Genomic DNA, 16,867 nt, shown 5'->3' with positions numbered 1-16,867 from the left:
GGAAAATCACCCGCCTGATGTCAGGCTCGCCGACAGCAGCAACAGTCCGAACAGGAAGACGAAGGCCGCGCCGCCGATCTCGACGATCGAGTGGATGCGGTTGCCCATGCGGCCGTCGCCGGCGAAATACACCGCCCAGTTCTTGGCGGTCACCGCGAGTGTGGCCAGGGCCGAAACGGTGATCGCGGTGCCCAGCGACATTGCCAGAACCGACAGCAGGCCGCCCAGCCAAAGTCCGTTGAGCAGGGCGAAGCTGAGCACGATCAGCGCGCCGGAGCAGGGACGAATGCCGACAGCGGCCACGGCCGACCAAGCCGTGCGCCAGTCGAAGCGGTCGCCCGACAGCAACGCCGGATCGGGTGCATGCGAATGGCCGCAGGTGTCGCAGACCTCGCCTGCCGCGTGATGCGCATGACCGTGTTTGCCATGATCATGATCGTGCGCATCGTGATCATGCGAATGGCCATGCGCATGGTCGTGATTGTCATGCGTGTGCAGGGCGTGCGAATGGGCATGTGCCGAATGGTCATGGGCTGCATGCGAATGGCCGGCATGAGAATGGCCAGCATGAGCCGCCGACAGGCTGTAGGCGGGGCCTTTGCCAAACAGGCGCAGGACGGCGGGGCCGAGCTTGCGCCACAGCAGCCAGGCGCCAAACAGGGTGACGAAGACAAAGCTCATGATTTCCATGAACCAGGCCGCGTCTGTCATCGACACTGAGGTGCCGCGCAGGACGAAATAGGCGACCCCCATCACCGCGATCGCCGTCAGGCCCTGCAGCAGCGCCGAGACGAAGGACAGCAGGATGCCGCGCCGCAGCGCCACTTCGTTGGCCACCATGTAGGACGAGATCACCGCCTTGCCGTGGCCGGGGCCGGCGGCATGGAAGATGCCGTAGGCGAAGGACAGGCCGACGAGTATCCAAATCTTGCTGCCGTCCTGCCGCATCGCCTTCATCGCGGTCGCCAGCGCGCGGTAGAATTCCTGCTGCCTGAGATTGATCCACATCAGGATGTGGGCGAAGGGGCCGGTGGTGGGCGCCATGCCGTCATTGACGCCGATGCCGAGCGAACTCTGGGCATGGGCGGCGTTGGCAAAATGCATCATGGCGACAGTGACGGCCAACAGGCCAAATGCCAAACGCAGGGACGGTTTCGTCACCGGCTTCATCCTTCTGGCTGACAGGTCAGTTCGAGCTTGGTGGCAAAGATCTTGCTCATGTCGGTGCCTGTCGGATCGTTGAAGAAGGCATCGGTGAGCGTCTTCTGGTTTTCCTTGATCGCTTCGTCCGGGTCCGGACGGATCACCTTGCTGGTGCAGTTCGACGGCAGGCCTTCAACCGTGATGTTGGAATCCTCGGTGAAGTCGATCGCCGTGTAGAAGGTCGGATCGTAGACGCCGATATCGATCTTGCCGTTGAGCTTGATCGGTACCTTCGGCTCGGATTCGAACAGGATGATCAGCTGGTCGTTGTCGAAATTGGCCATCAGATGCGGCGGCGGCGTCATCGCCACGTCCTTGCCGTCGACGGTGACGAGCTGGAAGTAATTGAACTCGGCCAGCGAGGCATGGACGGTGTCGGCGACCTCCTTCAACTCCTTGTCGTCGAGCTTCAGGTCGGAGTTCTTGTCGAACTCCATCATCACCGTCGAGGAAAACAGATCGTCGAAGCGCCAGAGGTGACGCAGGGCTTTCACACTTTGGTGATCCGGGGAGAGGATCACATCAAGGCGGGCTTCGGCGAAGACGTGCGGGTGCACCTCAGCCGGTCCGGTGGCGGCGAATGTCGCCGCCAAGGCCGAAGCCAGCATGATTGCGTGCCGTTTCAGGTGCATTCTCGGTCGCGATTCCATTGGCCTCGGAAAGATGTCGAGAGTTATCAGAAAGGGGGCGAAATTGGGACCGGACGCGGCCGAAGTGGGTCAGGCAACCTCACGCGTCCTGAACCACTGCACCAGGAAGTCGACGAAAACGCGGACCTTGGCCGGCAGATAGCGGCGGTGCGGGTAGACGGCGAAGATGCCGCCGCCCGATAGGATGCGGTCATCCATCACCGCCACCAGCTGGCCGCTGGCGAGGTCGGGCGCGGCAATGAAATCCGGCAAGACGGTGAACCCCAATCCGGCCACGGCCGCGGCTCGCGCCGTCATCGGGCTGTTGACCTCGACTGGACCCGACACCGAAACGCTCACCGGATCGCCATTATCGCCCTTGAACGGCCAGTTGTTCAGGCCGCGGCCATTGGTGTCGACGATGCAGGGCATGCGGCTGAGATCCTGCGGCCGTGTCGGCATGCCATGCTTGGCTATCAGTTCCGGGGAGCCGCATAGCTTTATCGAAAACGGCGCCAGCCGCCTGGCGATCAGCGACGAGTTCTCCAGCCGCGAGATGCGCACCGCGAGGTCGAAGCCTTCCTCGACCAGATCGACGAAGCGGTCGTCGAGTTGGATGTCGAGCACGATGTCGGGATGCTGCTTGGCGAAATCGATCAGCGACTGGCCGATCGGTGCATCGGCGAAGGTGCGCGGCGCCGACAGCTTGATCCGGCCGCGCACGTCGCCGGAGGATTCGCGCACGGCGTCGGCCAGGCTGTCGACCTCGCGCACGATCTCCGAGGCGCGCCGGTAATAGGTGTGGCCTGCTTCGGTCATGGAGAACTGGCGCGTGGTACGGTTGAGCAGCAGCGCACCGAGCTCGTCCTCCAGTTCGCGCACATATTTCGACAGCAATGCCTTGGAGCGGCCGATCTTGCGTGCCGCCGCCGAAAAGCCCTCGGCCTCGACCACGTCGATGAAGGCACGCATGCGGGTCAGTGTGTCCATGGTCAGGCCTTTCGTGCGGCGTCGAGAAGTCTCCGGCCGAGCCGTATCAGGGCAATGTCGCTGCCGGAAGGGCCAAGCAGCGACAGGCCGAACGGGGCGCCGGCGACCGAGCCGATGGGCAAGGTGATCTGTGGAAAGCCGGACAGGCCGGCCAGGCACAGAAGCTGGAGCGCCCGTTCGCGATAGGCCTGGAACTGCTCCGGCGTACTGTCCACGTATGGCGCCGGGCCCGGAACCGTAGGCAGGATAAGGAACCCGTCCTTGCCGAGCAGGGCGCCCAGTTCGCCGCGAAACGTCAGCCGGCGCCCCTTCTCGGCCTGCGCTGTTTTGTCGTCGACGGCACGGCCAAAGCCGAAACGTTCTTCGACACCGGGACCGAGCTGGCGCTCGCCACTGGTGATCCATTCGCCATGCACCGCCCAGGCCTCCCTGGCCTGCAGCCGGCGAAAGCACCAGTAGAGTTCATCGGGAGACGAGGTGAAGCGCACTGCCGGCGTCGCCGTAGCGCCGAACACCGCACTCGCCAGCGCCTTCATTCCGGCATATTCGGCAAGCGCCGGACGAGCAACCAGTGCGTCCAGCCATTCCAGCGCCAGCGGGCGGTCCAATGTGTGCTGGTGCGGGTCGCGACCGAGCAGCAGCTTGCCGACGGTCTCGTAGGTCTCGATGTCGTCGGCGAACCAGCCGAACGTGTCGAAGCTCGGCGCCAGCTCCATCGTGCCATCGAGCGAAATGCGCCCATGCGTGGTGCGCAGCCCGATCAGACCGCAAAAGCTCGCCGGGGCGCGGATAGAGCCGCCGGTGTCGGAGCCGGTGGCAATCTCGGCCAGCCTGCCCGCCACCGCCGCCGCCGACCCTGATGACGAGCCGCCGGTGACGCGGTCGGGCGCTGCCGGGTTCACCGGAAACGAAAAATGCGCATTCTGACCGAACAGCGCGAAGGCAAGTTCGTCGGTCTGGGTCTTGCCGACGAAGCGCGCGCCGGCATCGAGAATCACCTGCACGGCCGGTGCCGTGCGCGAGGCGGCGTGGCTGTCAGTGAATTTCTGCAAGTTGCCGCAACCGGTGCGGTAGCCGGCGACGTCGTAGATGTCCTTGACGGCCAGCCGCAGGCCGGCCAGCGGGCCCAGCTCGGCATGTGCGACCGGCATCTGGCGAAGATCGAGAAAGGCGTTGAGAGGGCCGTGCGTGCCTGTCATCGTTCGATATCCGGATACGGTTGCCGCAACATCGTTCGATGTCAGAAATTTTACAACCTGGGATACGATTTTTATTGATTGTGACGGCAACCAGCCATATATCGCGCTTGCCCAAAGTCGCACGTGCCTGTGGGTGTCCGCCGATCCTCGAATGGTGAGGGAAATCGGTAAGGTAACTGGAGCCAACCCCTCCAGTCGGTCTAGCGGCCAACCGCCAGCCCGAGGACACCTTGAAGCAACGACGGTGCGGGCCTTTCTGGTTCTCTGCCGGTTGTCCAAAGACCGGGGTTACTGAAGAGGCACACCTTCATTGCCGGCAGTGCGGACGGGTCTCCCATCCAAGCCAAGGCAGACAAAGCGAATCGAGGCCGGGCAAGGCCAAGGTTCACCGCCGCGAGACGGCGCTTCATGGTTCCGGGGTCTCCACCGGCTGGTTCCATGGATTTCCGTCCCGCCTTTGTCCACCGCGTGTTCGCGAGGCTGACAGCCCGCGTCCGCAGCCTTATTGCGCGCCGAAAGGCGCTGATGGAGAGACCCCGATGGCTACCCAGCGCATCCTTGACTTCCTCGCCACCCGACGTCCGTCCGGCCCTTGCCTCGTCGTCGACCTCGATGTCGTGCGCGACAATTTCCGCGCCTTCGAGAAGGCGCTGCCCGATTCGAAAATCTACTATGCGGTGAAAGCGAACCCGGCGCCGGAAATCCTGCGCCTGCTTGCTGCGATGGGCTCATCCTTCGACACCGCTTCCGTTGCCGAAGTCGAGATGGCGATGGACGCCGGTGCGCCGGCGGACCGCATCTCCTTCGGCAACACCATCAAGAAGGAGCGTGACATCGCACGCGCCTACCAGCTCGGCATCCGCCTGTTCGCCGTCGATTGCGTCGAAGAGGTCGAGAAAATCGCCCGCGTCGCTCCCGGCGCGCGCGTGTTCTGCCGCGTGCTGACCGACGGCGAGGGCGCCGAGTGGCCGCTGTCGCGCAAGTTCGGCTGTGTGCCGGCGATGGCCGTCGACGTGCTGCGCCACGCCAAGGGGCTTGGCCTAGACGCCTATGGCGTGTCGTTCCATGTCGGCTCGCAGCAGACCGACCTGACCGCCTGGGACCGCGCGCTGGCGGACGCCAAGGTGGTGTTCGCGACGCTCGCCGAGGAAGGCATCGTCTTGAAGATGGTCAATATGGGCGGCGGTTTCCCGACGCGCTACCTGCGTGACGTGCCGGCCGCCCAGGCCTATGGCCAGGCGATCTTCTCGGCGCTGCGCAAGCATTTCGGCAATGCGCTTCCCGAGACCATCATCGAGCCGGGCCGTGGCATGGTTGGCAACGCCGGCGTCATCAAGTCGGAAGTCGTGCTGATCTCGAAGAAGGCCGCCAACGACAATGTGCGCTGGGTGTTCCTCGACATCGGCAAGTTCGGCGGTCTGGCCGAGACGATGGACGAGGCGATCCGCTACCCGATCGTCACCGCGCATGACGGCACGGAGACCGCACCTTGCGTGCTCGCCGGCCCGACCTGCGATTCGGCCGATGTGATGTACGAGAAGACGCCGTATCCGCTGCCGCTGTCGCTGACGATCGGCGATGAGGTGCTGATCGAAGGCACCGGCGCCTACACGACCACTTACTCGGCGGTCGCTTTCAACGGCTTCGAGCCTCTCCGATCCTACGTGATCTGACGGTTCGAAAGAACCGATCAGATCATCCCAGGTGGGCGTCTGTCGTCCACCCGGGCTCGCCTGTGGAACAATCTCCGCTCGCCAGGGATGACGGAAATGGAAATGTCAGTTGAAATCGTGGGCCACGCACCGGCCTTTGTGATGGTCGCCGAAACCGCTGCCGATGTCGCGGCGCGCGAGGCGTTGCTCGATCGGGCCATGGGGCCGAAGCGGCGGAAGAAATCGTCGGAGAAGCTGCGGCTTGGCCGGCGGCCTTCGGAAGGCCTGGCCTTCGTTGCCCGCGATGCGGCGGGCGGCGTCGCCGGCACCGTGCGGCTGTGGGATGTGCGGTTGGGCGAGGGCGGCCCGGCAGCGCTACTGCTTGGCCCGCTCGCCGTCGATCCGTCGCTCAAGAGTGTCGGCATCGGCTCGGCGCTGATGCGCCACGCCATCGCCGAGGCGGCGCGTCTTGGCCATGCCGCGATCCTGCTGGTCGGCGATGCGCCCTATTACGCACGCTTCGGATTCTCGGCCGCCAGGACCGGTTCGCTTGCCATGCCGGGGCCCTATGAGCGGCACCGCCTGCTGGCGCTGGAACTGGTGGAAGGCACGCTGGACGGCGTCGAAGGCACGCTGAAGGCGGCAGGGCGCAAGCTGAAGGCGCAGGAACTGAATTCGGCGGCCTGATGCCTCAAGCCGCCTGAAGCGGCGCATCTTCATTCAAAACAATACGCCGCCCATCGGGCGGCGTTTTGTGTGACCGAAAGTGGTCAGCCGATCAGCTGGCTGAGCGCCATGGCGACGGTCATGTCGCCTTCGACCTTTATCTTGCCGGTCATGAAGGCCATGGTCGGGTTCAGGTCGCCGGCGATCAGCGAATCCAGGTCGTCGAGCGAGAGCTTGATGGTGCAGTCGGCGGGCGCATCGGTGGTCGAAACGGTCGCGCCGTCGATGACGATGACGCCGTCGCTGCCGGTGTCGAATTTCACGGAACGATCGAACCCGCTGCTTGCCACGCGCGACTTGATCTTCTCGGCAATCTCCTGAACGCTCACGCTGTTCTCCTTGTCTGGTTGCATCTGTCTCGCAACGGCGCTTCGATCCAGCCGAAGCCCATGCCGCGGTTTCGCGATCACGGTCGCTGCCGCATATAGCTTTGGGTTGACGTTTACGTCAACGCGGATTCCGGCGGCTGGTTCCTGCCCTGGCGGCAGGTGAGGCTCGATGTGATCGGGGCCTATGAGCAGGGCAACTCAGTGTTCCTTGAACGCCTTGGTCATTTCCGCCGCGGTCTCGCTTTTCTTGCGGCGCAGCCAGTTGTCGCGGATTTCGTCCTTCGACAGGAAATTGACCTGATCGATCAGAACCTCATGCACCAAAGGGGTGCCGACACGCGTGTTGACGGTATCGCGGATCGCGGCGCGGAAGGCATCGAGATCAATCGTCGCCTCCTTGGTGAAGTCGATCTGCGGATTGGAATAGAGGTAGGAATAGACCTGGTCGGTGATCAGCGCTTCCGCCGGAATGGACAGCTTCTTTATCTGCTCGGGTTCGACCGTGTAGACTAGCTTGGTCAGAAAGTAGCCGCCGATCTGGGAATCGCGGATCAACGGCACCGAAATGATGTCGGTCTTGACGTAGTCGAGGCCGCCCAGCATCGGCTTCGGCGTTTCGCCGACGCCACGCTCACCGGCCGCCTGGAACGAATAGAACACGGCGCCCAGCGTGGCGGCGCAGATCCAGACGGCGATGGCGATGACCTTGATCATCGGGCCCTGTCATTCCCTTGCGATGGCGCCATGACGCTGCCCTGTTGCCTGATCAGCCTCACTGATGTGTCCTTTGTGCCCGACATCATGCCTTTGCCCAGCCGAATTCGCCGGCCGAATAGGTGCCATCGGTTTCCGCGCGCTGGATGGCGTGCCGCAGCAGGCTGGCGACTTCATTGACAGCGCTGAGGTGCGCCAGGATCGCCGCCTCGTTTTTCGCCAGCTTCTGGCGCAGCCGGGTCAGGCCCTCGCGGTGCTGTTCGAGGAATTCGGCTTCGCTGCCGCCCTTCATGGCGCGGGTCAGCTCATAGAGATAGCGGCTCTTGCGGGCGTTCGATGCCTTGAGATCATAGTTGGTGGCGTTGCGGATGCCGGCCGTCTCTTCCTCGACCACTTCCTCGATACGGCCGATGATGGCGGCGAGATTGCCAGGCCGCGCGAAGGGGATCGGCGCTTCCGACGCGGTCGTGCGTGCTGGCAGGTTGGCGGTGAATTCCGAAAAGTCGGCCATGAGAAATCCCGGTCTGGTTAGATTGAACTCGGATACGCACTATCTGCTTGGTTGAGCGGGATCTTTCCCAAAACCGGGTTTCCGGTTCCGGGGCTATGCCCTAGATCTTGATATCTGTCTTGACGGTGGTCTCGTCACCGGTGATCGACCGCGCCGCCCTGCGCTGCAATTCGTGGACCAGCGAGGCCGACAGGCTGTTCTGTTGATCGATCTCGGTCTTTTCCGGCCCGCCCGAAACCGGACCCACCGGCACGATGCGCTTGCCCTCGACATAGTGGTCGGCGAGCATCGACTTGGCGATGCCGATGCCGCCGCGTTCGGCCATCACGTCGGCCACGCGCTCGGCAAGCTGCGATTTCCACATGTCGCCGGCCAGCCCCTTGCCGTAGACGCCTTCGGTGTCCTTGGGCAGCATGTTCTGGATGAAGGTCTGCAGCACCATCGCCTCGAACTTCTTGAATTTCTTGGCGGGATCGGTTGCGGCGGCTGCCTTGTCGGCAGTGGCGCGCGACAGGATCGAGCCGGCATCGACCGAAGCGGCGCCGTCGACCGAAAACGCGCCCGCAGCACTACTGGCCCGCTTCGTCAGCGCGGCACGGGCGGCCTCGATGTCCGTCGGGTCGACGGCTCGAGCCACATCCATAACGATGTCGCTGGGTGGAGAAATCGCCAAGAAAGTCCGCCTTTTGTCGGTTTTCCTTAGCCAGACCATGCCTCAGCAAGCTTGTGGCAGGCTTGCCAAGCGGCAGGCTTGATCTGGTTTCTCCGGATCCCGGTCGCGTAGTCAGGTTCCACTAGGACGCAGGAAGGCCAGCCCTCGACAGCATTTCAAGGAATCTCGCGTGATGATGATCCTTCACATAGCGCGGCACAAAACCGGGGCAGACATTACCCAGGTTGAGATGCGGAAGTTGCGACAGGCAATGATGAATGGCCCGCGAGGCCTCTTCGTTGTTTCCGGTTGCCGACGCGGCAGCAGCCCAGTAGAGGGCGCCGCGAACGAATCCCGGCTTTGTCCTGACCACCCTGCGGGCGGCTTCGAGCGCCCGCCGATCGTCTCCGCCGGCGAACAGTGCAACAGCCAGGCCATGGTGACGCCAGAAGTCGATGACGTCATGCGTTCCGAGCCGGATTGCCTCGTTGGCTTCACGCACTGCTTCACCGACCTGTCCGCGCAACGCAAAGAGCATCGAAATGTCGCCATGGCCGGTCGGATAGCTCGGGTTGAGGCTGATCGCATGTTGGCACTCGGCGATCGCCTCGTCGATGCGACCGGAACTTTCGAGAGCGAATGACAGGATGCAGCGGGCAATTTCGTCGTCAGGCACTGCCCGTACCGCTGCTTCCGCAAGCTCGACCGCACGCTCGATCTGCCCTGGCTCCCGGGGCAGCGAGCCAAACGCCACGCCCATGGAAATTACGATCGAGAGCGTTCGCTTCGCACGAGCGTTGTCGGGAGCTATCGCGACAGCCTTCTCGGCAAGCTCTATCCCGACCAACAGCGAATCCCGGGTCATTTCAAAATATTTCATGAGAGCTTCGTTCACCAACCTGCGCACTTCCGGGGGACCGGGCGGGCTCTTGTCGCGGACTTTCCAGTTGGTCAGTTGAAGGTCGAGGATCACGGCCAGAACGACCGATTGTGCGATCCTGTCCTGGAATTCGAGCGCGTTCTCGGAGTGGCCGTCGAACTTCTGGGCCCAGACATTATGGCCGCTGGCGGCATCGACAAGCTGGATGTTCACCCTCAACCCATTGCCGGATCTCTGGACGCTGCCGCTGAGCACATATTGCGCCCGGAGCATTCCCGGGATTTTGGTTTCTTCGGCAGGGCCGTTCTTCTCCACGGGTGGAAATGCGGAAAGCACGATATAGTCGGCGACCTCGGAGAGGGCCGTGGTGATGTCCTGGACCAGTCCCTTGGCGAAAAAATCGTCGCCTTGCTTTCCGGTCAGATTGATGAAGTCGGCAACGCTGATCGATGGGTGCCCGAGGCGCTGGCTGGCTGGAACCGTATTTGCCGACTGCACATTTGACGCCGTGGCGACGGCAGACAGCACGGATTGCCAAAGCGCTCGCGTCTGCGGGCCAACGTCGACGCCGAGATCCTTCTTCAGCATGCTTCTACAGGCCTCGTATGTCCTAATCGCCCTGTCGTGTTGACCACATGCGAGTAGCAATTCCATCTTGAGCCGGTAGGATTCTTCCCGCGTCGGCTCCATGGCCAGAACACGATCGACCAGGATGACCCCGGTTTCCGCGTCGACGAGGCGGGCCAATTTTTCGAAGGCCTCGAGTGCGCGGCTCAGCAGCCTGTCGCGTTCGGATGCGACCCAGTCATCGAACCCACTGCTTCCCAGATAAAGCCCGTCGAGGAATGGCCCGGTGTAGTTCGCCAGAGCCTTTTCGAGTTCCTGCACGGAACGGGCCGAGAGGCCTGCTTCGAATTCCTCCACGTCAACCCGAACCGCGTCTGGCGCGAGGCCGATTAGGTCCCCGCGGGAATGGATAAGATCCACACCTGCGCGCGACAGATCCCGACGCAGGACGCTGAGCGTTTGCCGCAGGCTGTTGCGCGAGTGTTCGCCATCGCTGTCACCCCAAAACAGATCAGCCAGTCTCTCCCGTGTCGCCACCATGCCTGGACACCGGGCCAGATAGGCAACGATCGCAGGACCTCTTTTCCCTGTCAGCCGGAGCGGATCCGCCGATCCATTTTCGATCCGGAAACCACCGAAGAGTGAGATTATATTGGCGCCGCTGCCCTCATTTTGCATTTGCTCTTCCAGCCTGACGAAATTCTAACTCAAAACTAACGCTTCGGAACTCTAGCGCCCCGCACTCAAGCGCTGTCGTGACGCAAGGTCAATTAGCCTTCGCTGAATTAGGGCCAACCGAGTCAGCAACAGGCTTTGGCTCGAGGGGGTGGCGGGTGTCCAAGACTAGAGCCAATTTGCTGCTGCTGTTTGCAGCCGCTTTGTGGGGCCTCGGCAATGTCGCGCAAAAGACGGTGCTTTTTCATCTCGACCCGCTGAGTGCCGTCGGCCTGCGCTGCCTGATCGGTGGGCTGCTTGTGCTGCCTTTCGTCTTGACCGAAAGGCGACCGCCCGCCGGGCCGGGCTATCTTTCCAGCCTGGCCAGGGTGGGCGTTCTGTTTGCCGTCTCCATCACGCTTCAGCAGCTTTGCTATCTCGGCGCCACGGTCACGAATGCAAGCTTCCTGGTGAGCACGGCAACGGTGATGACACCACTGGCCGCCTGGCTGCTCATCGGCGAACGTCCGACAGCGAGCCTTACCGCTGCCGCCGGGCTGACCGTGATCGGTGCCATGCTCTTGTCCGGCGGGATCGCCGGTCTCAGCAGCGGCGATCTTACCGCCATCCTGTCGGCTGCCTGCTATGCGCTCTGGATGGTCGAGCTTGGCCGCCACATGCAAGCCCATGCGCGGCCGTTCACTGCCGCGGCGACACAGTTCCTCGGCGCCGCCGCCTTTGCCCTGCCGCTCGGGGCACTGCAAGGCAACCTGTCGCTGGCCGCTGCACTTGCGGCCGGCCCGGAACTCGCAGTCCTCGGCGTGTTCTCCACCGCAATCGCATTCGGCATGCAGATTGCCGCCCAGCGCTTCACCCCGGCCAGTCATGCCGCCGTGATCGTCAGTGCCGAAAGCGTCTTCGGGGCGTTGGGCGCGGCGATCTTCCTCGGCGAACGGAACTCACCCGCGGGCGCACTGGGTGCCGCGATCATTCTCGGCGCGATCCTGTCCGTCGCAATGTCGAACCGAACGCCGCAGGCACGCACGCCCTTGCTGGCCGGTCCGATTCCCTTCGACGCGGCGTCTGCCTTTGCGGCTGTGCCTGCGGCCTGGGCGGGGAATCGTTCCGCCCTCAATTCAGGTCCAGTGGAGGAATGCGATGACCCTTGCCGGTGAAGCGAATTTGTTCCCAACCCGACCGCCGCCCGGCATGGCGCCGACCGCTTCGATCGACCCGTCGGCGGTCGCCGTGTCGATGGCGACCGGACGTGTCGCGAGGCCGCTGCGATGACCGCGCGGGCTGAGATGGAGAATAACATGTTGGGAAGTGTGCATCAGGACGCAGCGGCCTCCTTTCGCGGGCAGGTGCGTGCGACACGCAGGGGCATTCCGACACCGCCGACAGAGCGATCGGCCGGAGGGCCGGCAAAGCGTGCCGGCTCATTCTTGATGCTGGCGGGGACACTTGCAGCTTCGGTGTTTTGGGGACCGCAGGCACACGCAGCCAAGGTTGATGTTGCCGTTGTATTCGCTGTCGACTTCTCGTCCTCGATCGATCCAGAGATTGCCGATTTACAGCGCAAGGGTCATGCTGCGGCGCTCACTTCGCCAGAGATCATCGCGGCCATCACGCGGAACTACGTTGGCTGCATCAGTGTGGCCTACTTTGAATGGTCGAGTCCCGGGCACACACGCATTGTGCTGCCGTGGACAAGCATCTGCGGGCTGGAGGATGCCAGAGCGGCCGCGTCGGTGATCAGCAAGAAAGGCGATACAGGCTTCACCCGTAGAGGGCGAAGAGGAACATCCGTTTCCTCAGCCATCGACGTTGGAAGTCTGCTGCTCGACCAGTTTCCCGGAAAAGCGGCCAAGAAAGTAATCGACATCTCTTCCAATGGTGAGAACAACGACGGACTTCCTGTTCAACCGAGCAGGCTGAACGCCATTGCCAAGGGGTACACGATCAACGCGATCGCCATTCCAACGCAAGATGAGAATCCCGATCGACCGTTGGCATCCTATTTTGCCAAATCGGTCATTGGCGGTTCCCAAGCCTTCGTCATAACGCCGAAGGGGCCAAACGACTACGCCATGGCCCTTCGCCGCAAGCTGGTCACTGAAGTAAGCATGGACGTCGGCCGGCAATTCCCGCAGCAGGCGGATGGGCGCTTTTAGCAACCGCAATTCCGGACATTGAGAGGATTGGCTCGATGGATTTGGGGCCACATCCATAACGATGTCGCTGGGTGGAGAAATCGCCAAGAAAGTCCGCCTTTTGTCGGTCTTCCTTAGCCAGACAATGCCTCAACAAGCTTGTGGCAGGCTTGCGCGGGAGAGAGGCGGGGATGCGGTGTGTGGATCGGGTGTGTGATACGCGCCACGAGGGCAGATTTCCTACCGTCGCCTTTGGGCCGTATACAGTCGGTCCGGTTCGGTACGAATTCAGCGATAAGCTGCTTCAAAGATTCTCAATCCCGACGCGCTCGACCAGGGACCGATCATGAACGCAGCGGCCAAATTGGCGCGGAGTCAGTCCGGTTACCTCTCGGAAGCGGGCGGAAAAGTGGCTCTGGCTGCCAAAGCCGCAGGCATGTGCCACGTCGGACAACGGAGTCTTTCCTGCTGCAATAAGCCGCTTGGCACGCTCGGTACGTCTCCGCAACACGTAGCGATAGGGGCCAAAGCCCGTCGAGCGTTTGAAGGCGCGGGCGAAGTGATAGGGGCTCAGACCGGCCACGGCAGCCAGGTCCTCAATCGTCAGGTCCTGCTTCAGATGGGCTTCGACATACTCCTGCAACCGCCGCAGAACGACTGGCGCCAAACCCCCACGGATGAAGAGCGCTCTCGGTGGGCGTTTGCTGCAGCGGACCGCGAGATAGGTGGTCAGCATTTCGCCGGCCTGCGTTATGGCGATGCGGTCAGCCGGCTCCTCCCACGACAGCGGCAGCACCGTGGAGCGGATTATGTGTTCGAGCGACGGGTCGCGTTGGAGGCCCTCTTCGCGCAGCCTTATCAGGCTGGGGTCGGCATCGAGCGTCTCCACCACCCGGGCTTCAAACACCGGCGTCGGGATGTAGAAGTGGAGCAGCCGGCCTTTCCCGGCAGCCTCCCATGCGGTCGGTGCGCCCGCCGGCACAACCCAGAGGCTGCTTTCGCCATGGATGGGGTCGTAGCTGCGTCCGCGCAGCCGGCGAAAGCCCGCACCCTCGGCGACCCAAAAACTGAGCGTATGGTGATTGGCCGGGTTGTAGCGGTAATGCCCGCGTCCCTCCCGCTCCCAGAGCGCGGCCGCCAAGCCCTCCCCGAAGCGTGCCGAGGCCCGCAAAGGAACACCCGACTGCTGCAAATGGTTGAAGATGGCGTAGTCCTGCAATCGCAACATGCCAATCAGGTAAACAAAATCTGCCGACCATCAAGACCGCTGTCCATTCCGCAGCAAGATCAGAACAAAACCCGGAGCTTTTGGGCTGACAGCGCCGCAGTGCCTGCGCTATGCGTCGACTGGCGGAGGGCTTCGCAAAGCGAGGCAAGAACATGCGGTTACTTGACGACGCAATTGCTATGCTTGGCGGCGAAGCTGAACACCGCCGACGAACTGGCCGGCGGGCCGCAAACCTCCGAGGAACTCGGACGGATGGCTGGAAATGGGAGGCTGAAATGCCTCGCGCGGAAACTCGCGTCGATCACTCGTCGAGAGTGCGACTGCTTGGATTGAAAACCACAGCGACTGCAATTGCAGCTCTCAGGACTTGGCAACGGACCGTCTCAAGACGGCGAACGATCGCGAATTTGACCGCCGATCAGTTGAGAGACATCGGTCATGCCGAGGCCCCCGCGCCTGTGCTTGAAGTCAAGGCAGGTCTGATCACGAACCTGATATCGGCAAGGTAGACGCGGTGTTCGAACGCACTCTGAAAGGGAGATGATCATGGTCAGTCAGCTTTCGCGGACAGCGCGTCCGGCCAACCATGCAAACGTTCAGCCGATTGCCGCCACGCCGGAGCTTCCTTCCGCCGTCCCGCTGATGGCGCTTTCGACCGGTTTCTGGGCCTTCAAGACTCTGGCCGCAGCACACGAGCTGGACCTCTTCAGCAGCCTTGCGGGCAGCGGCGGCACCACGGTTGCAGAGCTGGTGGAAGTGCTCGGCCTGCATCCACGCCCGGCCGAGATGCTGTTGACCGGCTGCGCTGCACTCGGGCTTCTGGAGAAAACGGACGGCCGCTATCGCAATACGCCGTTAAGCGAAGCCTATCTCGTGCGCGGGAAGCCGTATTACTTCGGCGGCTTCGTGCAGATGGCCGACAAGCGGCTCTACGCGGGCTGGGGAAGGCTTACAGAGGCGCTGCACACGAACCGGCCGACCACATGGGACCCGGCGGTGCAATCCTCGATCTTCGACGGCGAGGATCCGGTGATGCTGGCACTCTTCTGGGAAGCGATGCATTCGCTCTCCACGATGACCGCGCGCAAGCTCGGCGAAGCCGTGGATCTCAGTCGTTTCCGCCGCCTTCTCGACATCGGCGGCGGATCGGGCGCGTACGACATCGAGCTTTGCAAACAGTATGGGGCGCTACGCGCGACCGTATTTGAATTGCCGCATGTGGCTGCGATCGCCGCAGGAAAAATTGCCGAGGCCGGCTTGACCAACCGGATCGAAACCATAGGCGGCAGCTTCTTCGAACAGCTTCCCGGGGATCACGACGTGCATCTCCTGTCGATGATCCTGCACGATTGGGACGAGGCGAAGAACCGCGCCTTGCTGCGCCGGTCCTTCGAGGCTTTGCCGAGCGGCGGCGCAGTCGTCATCAGCGAGCTCCTCGTCAATGACGAAAAGACCGGGCCGGCGCCGGCCGCGCTGATGAGCCTCAACATGCTGATCGAGACGGAAGGGCGAAACTATACGCCGGCCGAATATTCGGCGTGGCTCGAGGAAGCCGGATTCCGGCAAATCGAGACGGTCTGGTTCGACGCACCCGCCGCGAACGGAGCCGTGATCGGCCGCAAGCCCTAGAGCCACGGACGGAGGAAAGCATGAGCATTCACGACTTCGGATCTGCCGCGGCGTGCGTGGCGTCGCAGGCGGCCAGGCGGGCGTTGCCCGCAGCGTTCACAGCGCTGGTGGCGGCGATCGGATCGTCGCCTGCCGGCGCGGCCGACCGCGAGCTGGTCGAACGGGGGAAATACCTGGTGACCATCGGGAACTGCACCGATTGCCACACGCCGGGACATTTCCTCGGCAAGCCGGACATGACGCGTCACCTCGGAGGCTCCGAGGTCGGCTTCGAGATCCCGGGGCTCGGGGTCTTCTACGGCCCCAACCTCACGCCCGACGAGGCGACGGGTCTCGGGCGCTGGAGTGAGCGTGATATCGTCACGGCAATCCGGACAGGCAAGCGCCCCGACGGACGCACGCTCGCGCCGATCATGCCGTGGGCTGCATTCGCGGAGCTCACCGATTCTGACGCCAAGGCGATCGCGGCCTATCTCAAGAGCCTGCCGCCGGTGAGCAACAAGGTCCCTGGACCGTTCGCCCCGGGCGAGGCGCCGACTTCGTTCGTGATGAAGATCGTGCCGCCAGCGAAGCAATAGGGCGCGTTGCAGGGCGGCGCCCGTCCCTTTACGCCTTTACGGCCCACGACTCGCGCGGAGTCGCCCCGGACGATTGCGCCAGTGCATTGCCATCGGCAGCTCGGGGGCCGAAAGCGAACAGACGGCTTCTGGCATCATGCGCGCTTCACCTCGGAGTGTCTGCTTCGAGTCATAAGCAAACTCCCCAACTACTCCTCGCCCCGCTTCTGCGCGATCAGGTCCAGCCGCTCGCGGTCGGAGCGTTCGCGTTCGTCGCGGTTGCGCACGTCCTTGTAGGCGCGCTCGACCATGTTGGTGCGCGCGGTCGCTGCGGCGATGAGGCTGGCTTCCTGCTTTGCGCTTGCCAGGTTCGCCTCCTGGCGCACGACCGCCTGGGCAATGCGGCGGTGGTACAGATCGGGGAACAGGCCGGAAAGCGAATCGGCCTGGTCGAAATGTCCGACCAGATCGCGGGCTTCGGCCTCGGCGGCGCTGGCTGCCGCAAGGAAGGTGGCGTGACGGGTTTCGTGCAGCGCCTTCAGCTGCTCCTGCACCTTGACCAGTTTCCTGAGGCGGTCCTTGCGCGTGCTCATT

The 16,867-nt window shown here is 63.1% G+C and carries 18 protein-coding genes; 7 read left to right on the top strand and 11 right to left on the bottom strand.

The features are described from left to right. Positions 1-6: 6 nt before the first annotated feature. The 4 genes from NKI38_RS03160 to NKI38_RS03145 all read right to left on the bottom strand — a co-directional run bounded on the left by NKI38_RS03160 (position 7) and on the right by NKI38_RS03145 (position 4,021). Positions 7-1,170: a nickel/cobalt transporter gene (locus tag NKI38_RS03160; RefSeq protein ID WP_352654694.1), complete on the bottom strand. Its 1,164-nt coding sequence runs from the start codon at positions 1,168-1,170 to the stop codon at positions 7-9. Continuing rightward, entirely contained in the window at positions 1,167-1,835 is a 669-nt protein-coding gene (locus NKI38_RS03155; RefSeq protein WP_109659327.1) for a DUF1007 family protein, read from the bottom strand. Before NKI38_RS03155 ends, NKI38_RS03160 begins: the two co-directional genes overlap by 4 nt. An 87-nt stretch (positions 1,836-1,922) precedes the next feature. Next, positions 1,923-2,822 (bottom strand): LysR family transcriptional regulator, encoded by a 900-nt coding sequence (locus NKI38_RS03150; protein WP_352632633.1) that lies wholly within the window; start codon positions 2,820-2,822, stop codon positions 1,923-1,925. 2 nt (positions 2,823-2,824) lie between these two features. Continuing rightward, entirely contained in the window at positions 2,825-4,021 is a 1,197-nt protein-coding gene (locus tag NKI38_RS03145; protein WP_352654692.1) for an amidase, read from the bottom strand. A 539-nt stretch (positions 4,022-4,560) separates the two neighbouring features. Between NKI38_RS03145 and odc2 the strand changes: the two genes are divergently transcribed. Both odc2 and NKI38_RS03135 read left to right on the top strand, forming a co-directional pair. Beyond that, positions 4,561-5,694 carry an ornithine/lysine decarboxylase gene (gene odc2 / locus NKI38_RS03140; RefSeq protein ID WP_027038225.1) on the top strand — a complete coding sequence of 378 codons (1,134 nt, stop codon included), beginning with the start codon at positions 4,561-4,563 and terminating at the stop codon, positions 5,692-5,694. A 96-nt stretch (positions 5,695-5,790) separates the two neighbouring features. Continuing rightward, positions 5,791-6,360 carry a GNAT family N-acetyltransferase gene (locus NKI38_RS03135; protein ID WP_352654691.1) on the top strand — a complete coding sequence of 190 codons (570 nt, stop codon included), beginning with the start codon at positions 5,791-5,793 and terminating at the stop codon, positions 6,358-6,360. Between the two features lie 83 nt (positions 6,361-6,443). Here NKI38_RS03135 and NKI38_RS03130 read toward each other — a convergent pair whose 3' ends face one another. The 5 genes from NKI38_RS03130 to NKI38_RS03110 form a co-directional block, all read right to left on the bottom strand. After that, positions 6,444-6,728, bottom strand: a complete 285-nt coding sequence (locus NKI38_RS03130; protein ID WP_027144782.1) for an SCP2 sterol-binding domain-containing protein — start codon at positions 6,726-6,728, stop codon at positions 6,444-6,446. A gap of 198 nt (positions 6,729-6,926) precedes the next feature. Further along, positions 6,927-7,442, bottom strand: a complete 516-nt coding sequence (locus NKI38_RS03125; protein WP_352632637.1) for a hypothetical protein — start codon at positions 7,440-7,442, stop codon at positions 6,927-6,929. An 85-nt stretch (positions 7,443-7,527) separates the two neighbouring features. Then, entirely contained in the window at positions 7,528-7,953 is a 426-nt protein-coding gene (locus NKI38_RS03120) for a hypothetical protein (RefSeq protein WP_352654689.1), read from the bottom strand. 100 nt (positions 7,954-8,053) lie between these two features. After that, positions 8,054-8,665 (bottom strand): rod-binding protein, encoded by a 612-nt coding sequence (locus tag NKI38_RS03115; protein WP_352654688.1) that lies wholly within the window; start codon positions 8,663-8,665, stop codon positions 8,054-8,056. An 82-nt stretch (positions 8,666-8,747) separates the two neighbouring features. Continuing rightward, entirely contained in the window at positions 8,748-10,730 is a 1,983-nt protein-coding gene (locus tag NKI38_RS03110) for a BTAD domain-containing putative transcriptional regulator (protein WP_352654686.1), read from the bottom strand. 155 nt (positions 10,731-10,885) lie between these two features. Between NKI38_RS03110 and NKI38_RS03105 the strand changes: the two genes are divergently transcribed. The 3 genes from NKI38_RS03105 to NKI38_RS03095 are packed head-to-tail and all read left to right on the top strand — an operon-like array spanning position 10,886 to position 12,880. Further along, entirely contained in the window at positions 10,886-11,881 is a 996-nt protein-coding gene (locus tag NKI38_RS03105; RefSeq protein WP_352654684.1) for a DMT family transporter, read from the top strand. Further along, complete coding sequence (locus tag NKI38_RS03100) at positions 11,865-11,996, top strand: hypothetical protein (RefSeq protein WP_352654682.1); 132 nt, start codon at positions 11,865-11,867, stop codon at positions 11,994-11,996. The genes NKI38_RS03105 and NKI38_RS03100 overlap by 17 nt, the downstream gene beginning before the upstream one ends. Positions 11,997-12,022: 26 nt before the next feature. Beyond that, a complete protein-coding gene (locus NKI38_RS03095; protein ID WP_352654680.1) occupies positions 12,023-12,880 on the top strand; it encodes a DUF1194 domain-containing protein in 858 nt (285 codons plus the stop codon). Positions 12,881-13,163: 283 nt separating this feature from the next. Here the strand turns inward: NKI38_RS03095 and NKI38_RS03090 are convergent, their stop codons facing one another. After that, positions 13,164-14,087, bottom strand: a complete 924-nt coding sequence (locus NKI38_RS03090; RefSeq protein ID WP_352654678.1) for an AraC family transcriptional regulator — start codon at positions 14,085-14,087, stop codon at positions 13,164-13,166. Positions 14,088-14,633: 546 nt separating this feature from the next. On the opposite strand from NKI38_RS03090, the gene NKI38_RS03085 reads away from it, so the two are divergent. Together NKI38_RS03085 and NKI38_RS03080 are read left to right on the top strand one after the other, a co-directional pair. Beyond that, complete coding sequence (locus NKI38_RS03085) at positions 14,634-15,716, top strand: methyltransferase (protein WP_352654676.1); 1,083 nt, start codon at positions 14,634-14,636, stop codon at positions 15,714-15,716. 20 nt (positions 15,717-15,736) lie between these two features. Continuing rightward, positions 15,737-16,294, top strand: coding sequence for a c-type cytochrome (locus NKI38_RS03080; protein WP_352654674.1), 558 nt, complete (start codon positions 15,737-15,739; stop codon positions 16,292-16,294). A 188-nt stretch (positions 16,295-16,482) separates the two neighbouring features. Here NKI38_RS03080 and NKI38_RS03075 read toward each other — a convergent pair whose 3' ends face one another. Next, a complete protein-coding gene (locus NKI38_RS03075; RefSeq protein WP_352654672.1) occupies positions 16,483-16,866 on the bottom strand; it encodes a hypothetical protein in 384 nt (127 codons plus the stop codon). Between the last annotated feature and the right edge of the window lies 1 nt (position 16,867).

The sequence above is a fragment of the Mesorhizobium sp. M0621 genome (genome assembly GCF_040320745.1).
GTDB lineage: Bacteria > Pseudomonadota > Alphaproteobacteria > Rhizobiales > Rhizobiaceae > Mesorhizobium.
The sequence above is the reverse complement of the archived record's forward strand: the minus strand, read 5'-3'. Positions and strand labels throughout refer to the sequence as shown.

Coding starts and splice junctions, on each gene's coding strand:
- NKI38_RS03115 (WP_352654688.1), bottom strand. CDS start 8,665: ATGGTCTGGCTAAGGAAAACCGACAAAAGGCGGACTTTCTTGGCGATT.
- NKI38_RS03080 (WP_352654674.1), top strand. CDS start 15,737: ATGAGCATTCACGACTTCGGATCTGCCGCGGCGTGCGTGGCGTCGCAG.
- NKI38_RS03150 (WP_352632633.1), bottom strand. CDS start 2,822: ATGGACACACTGACCCGCATGCGTGCCTTCATCGACGTGGTCGAGGCC.
- NKI38_RS03155 (WP_109659327.1), bottom strand. CDS start 1,835: ATGCACCTGAAACGGCACGCAATCATGCTGGCTTCGGCCTTGGCGGCG.
- NKI38_RS03085 (WP_352654676.1), top strand. CDS start 14,634: ATGGTCAGTCAGCTTTCGCGGACAGCGCGTCCGGCCAACCATGCAAAC.
- NKI38_RS03075 (WP_352654672.1), bottom strand. CDS start 16,866: ATGAGCACGCGCAAGGACCGCCTCAGGAAACTGGTCAAGGTGCAGGAG.
- odc2 (WP_027038225.1), top strand. CDS start 4,561: ATGGCTACCCAGCGCATCCTTGACTTCCTCGCCACCCGACGTCCGTCC.
- NKI38_RS03100 (WP_352654682.1), top strand. CDS start 11,865: ATGACCCTTGCCGGTGAAGCGAATTTGTTCCCAACCCGACCGCCGCCC.
- NKI38_RS03160 (WP_352654694.1), bottom strand. CDS start 1,170: ATGAAGCCGGTGACGAAACCGTCCCTGCGTTTGGCATTTGGCCTGTTG.
- NKI38_RS03145 (WP_352654692.1), bottom strand. CDS start 4,021: ATGACAGGCACGCACGGCCCTCTCAACGCCTTTCTCGATCTTCGCCAG.
- NKI38_RS03120 (WP_352654689.1), bottom strand. CDS start 7,953: ATGGCCGACTTTTCGGAATTCACCGCCAACCTGCCAGCACGCACGACC.
- NKI38_RS03110 (WP_352654686.1), bottom strand. CDS start 10,730: ATGCAAAATGAGGGCAGCGGCGCCAATATAATCTCACTCTTCGGTGGT.
- NKI38_RS03135 (WP_352654691.1), top strand. CDS start 5,791: ATGGAAATGTCAGTTGAAATCGTGGGCCACGCACCGGCCTTTGTGATG.
- NKI38_RS03090 (WP_352654678.1), bottom strand. CDS start 14,087: ATGTTGCGATTGCAGGACTACGCCATCTTCAACCATTTGCAGCAGTCG.
- NKI38_RS03125 (WP_352632637.1), bottom strand. CDS start 7,442: ATGATCAAGGTCATCGCCATCGCCGTCTGGATCTGCGCCGCCACGCTG.
- NKI38_RS03095 (WP_352654680.1), top strand. CDS start 12,023: ATGTTGGGAAGTGTGCATCAGGACGCAGCGGCCTCCTTTCGCGGGCAG.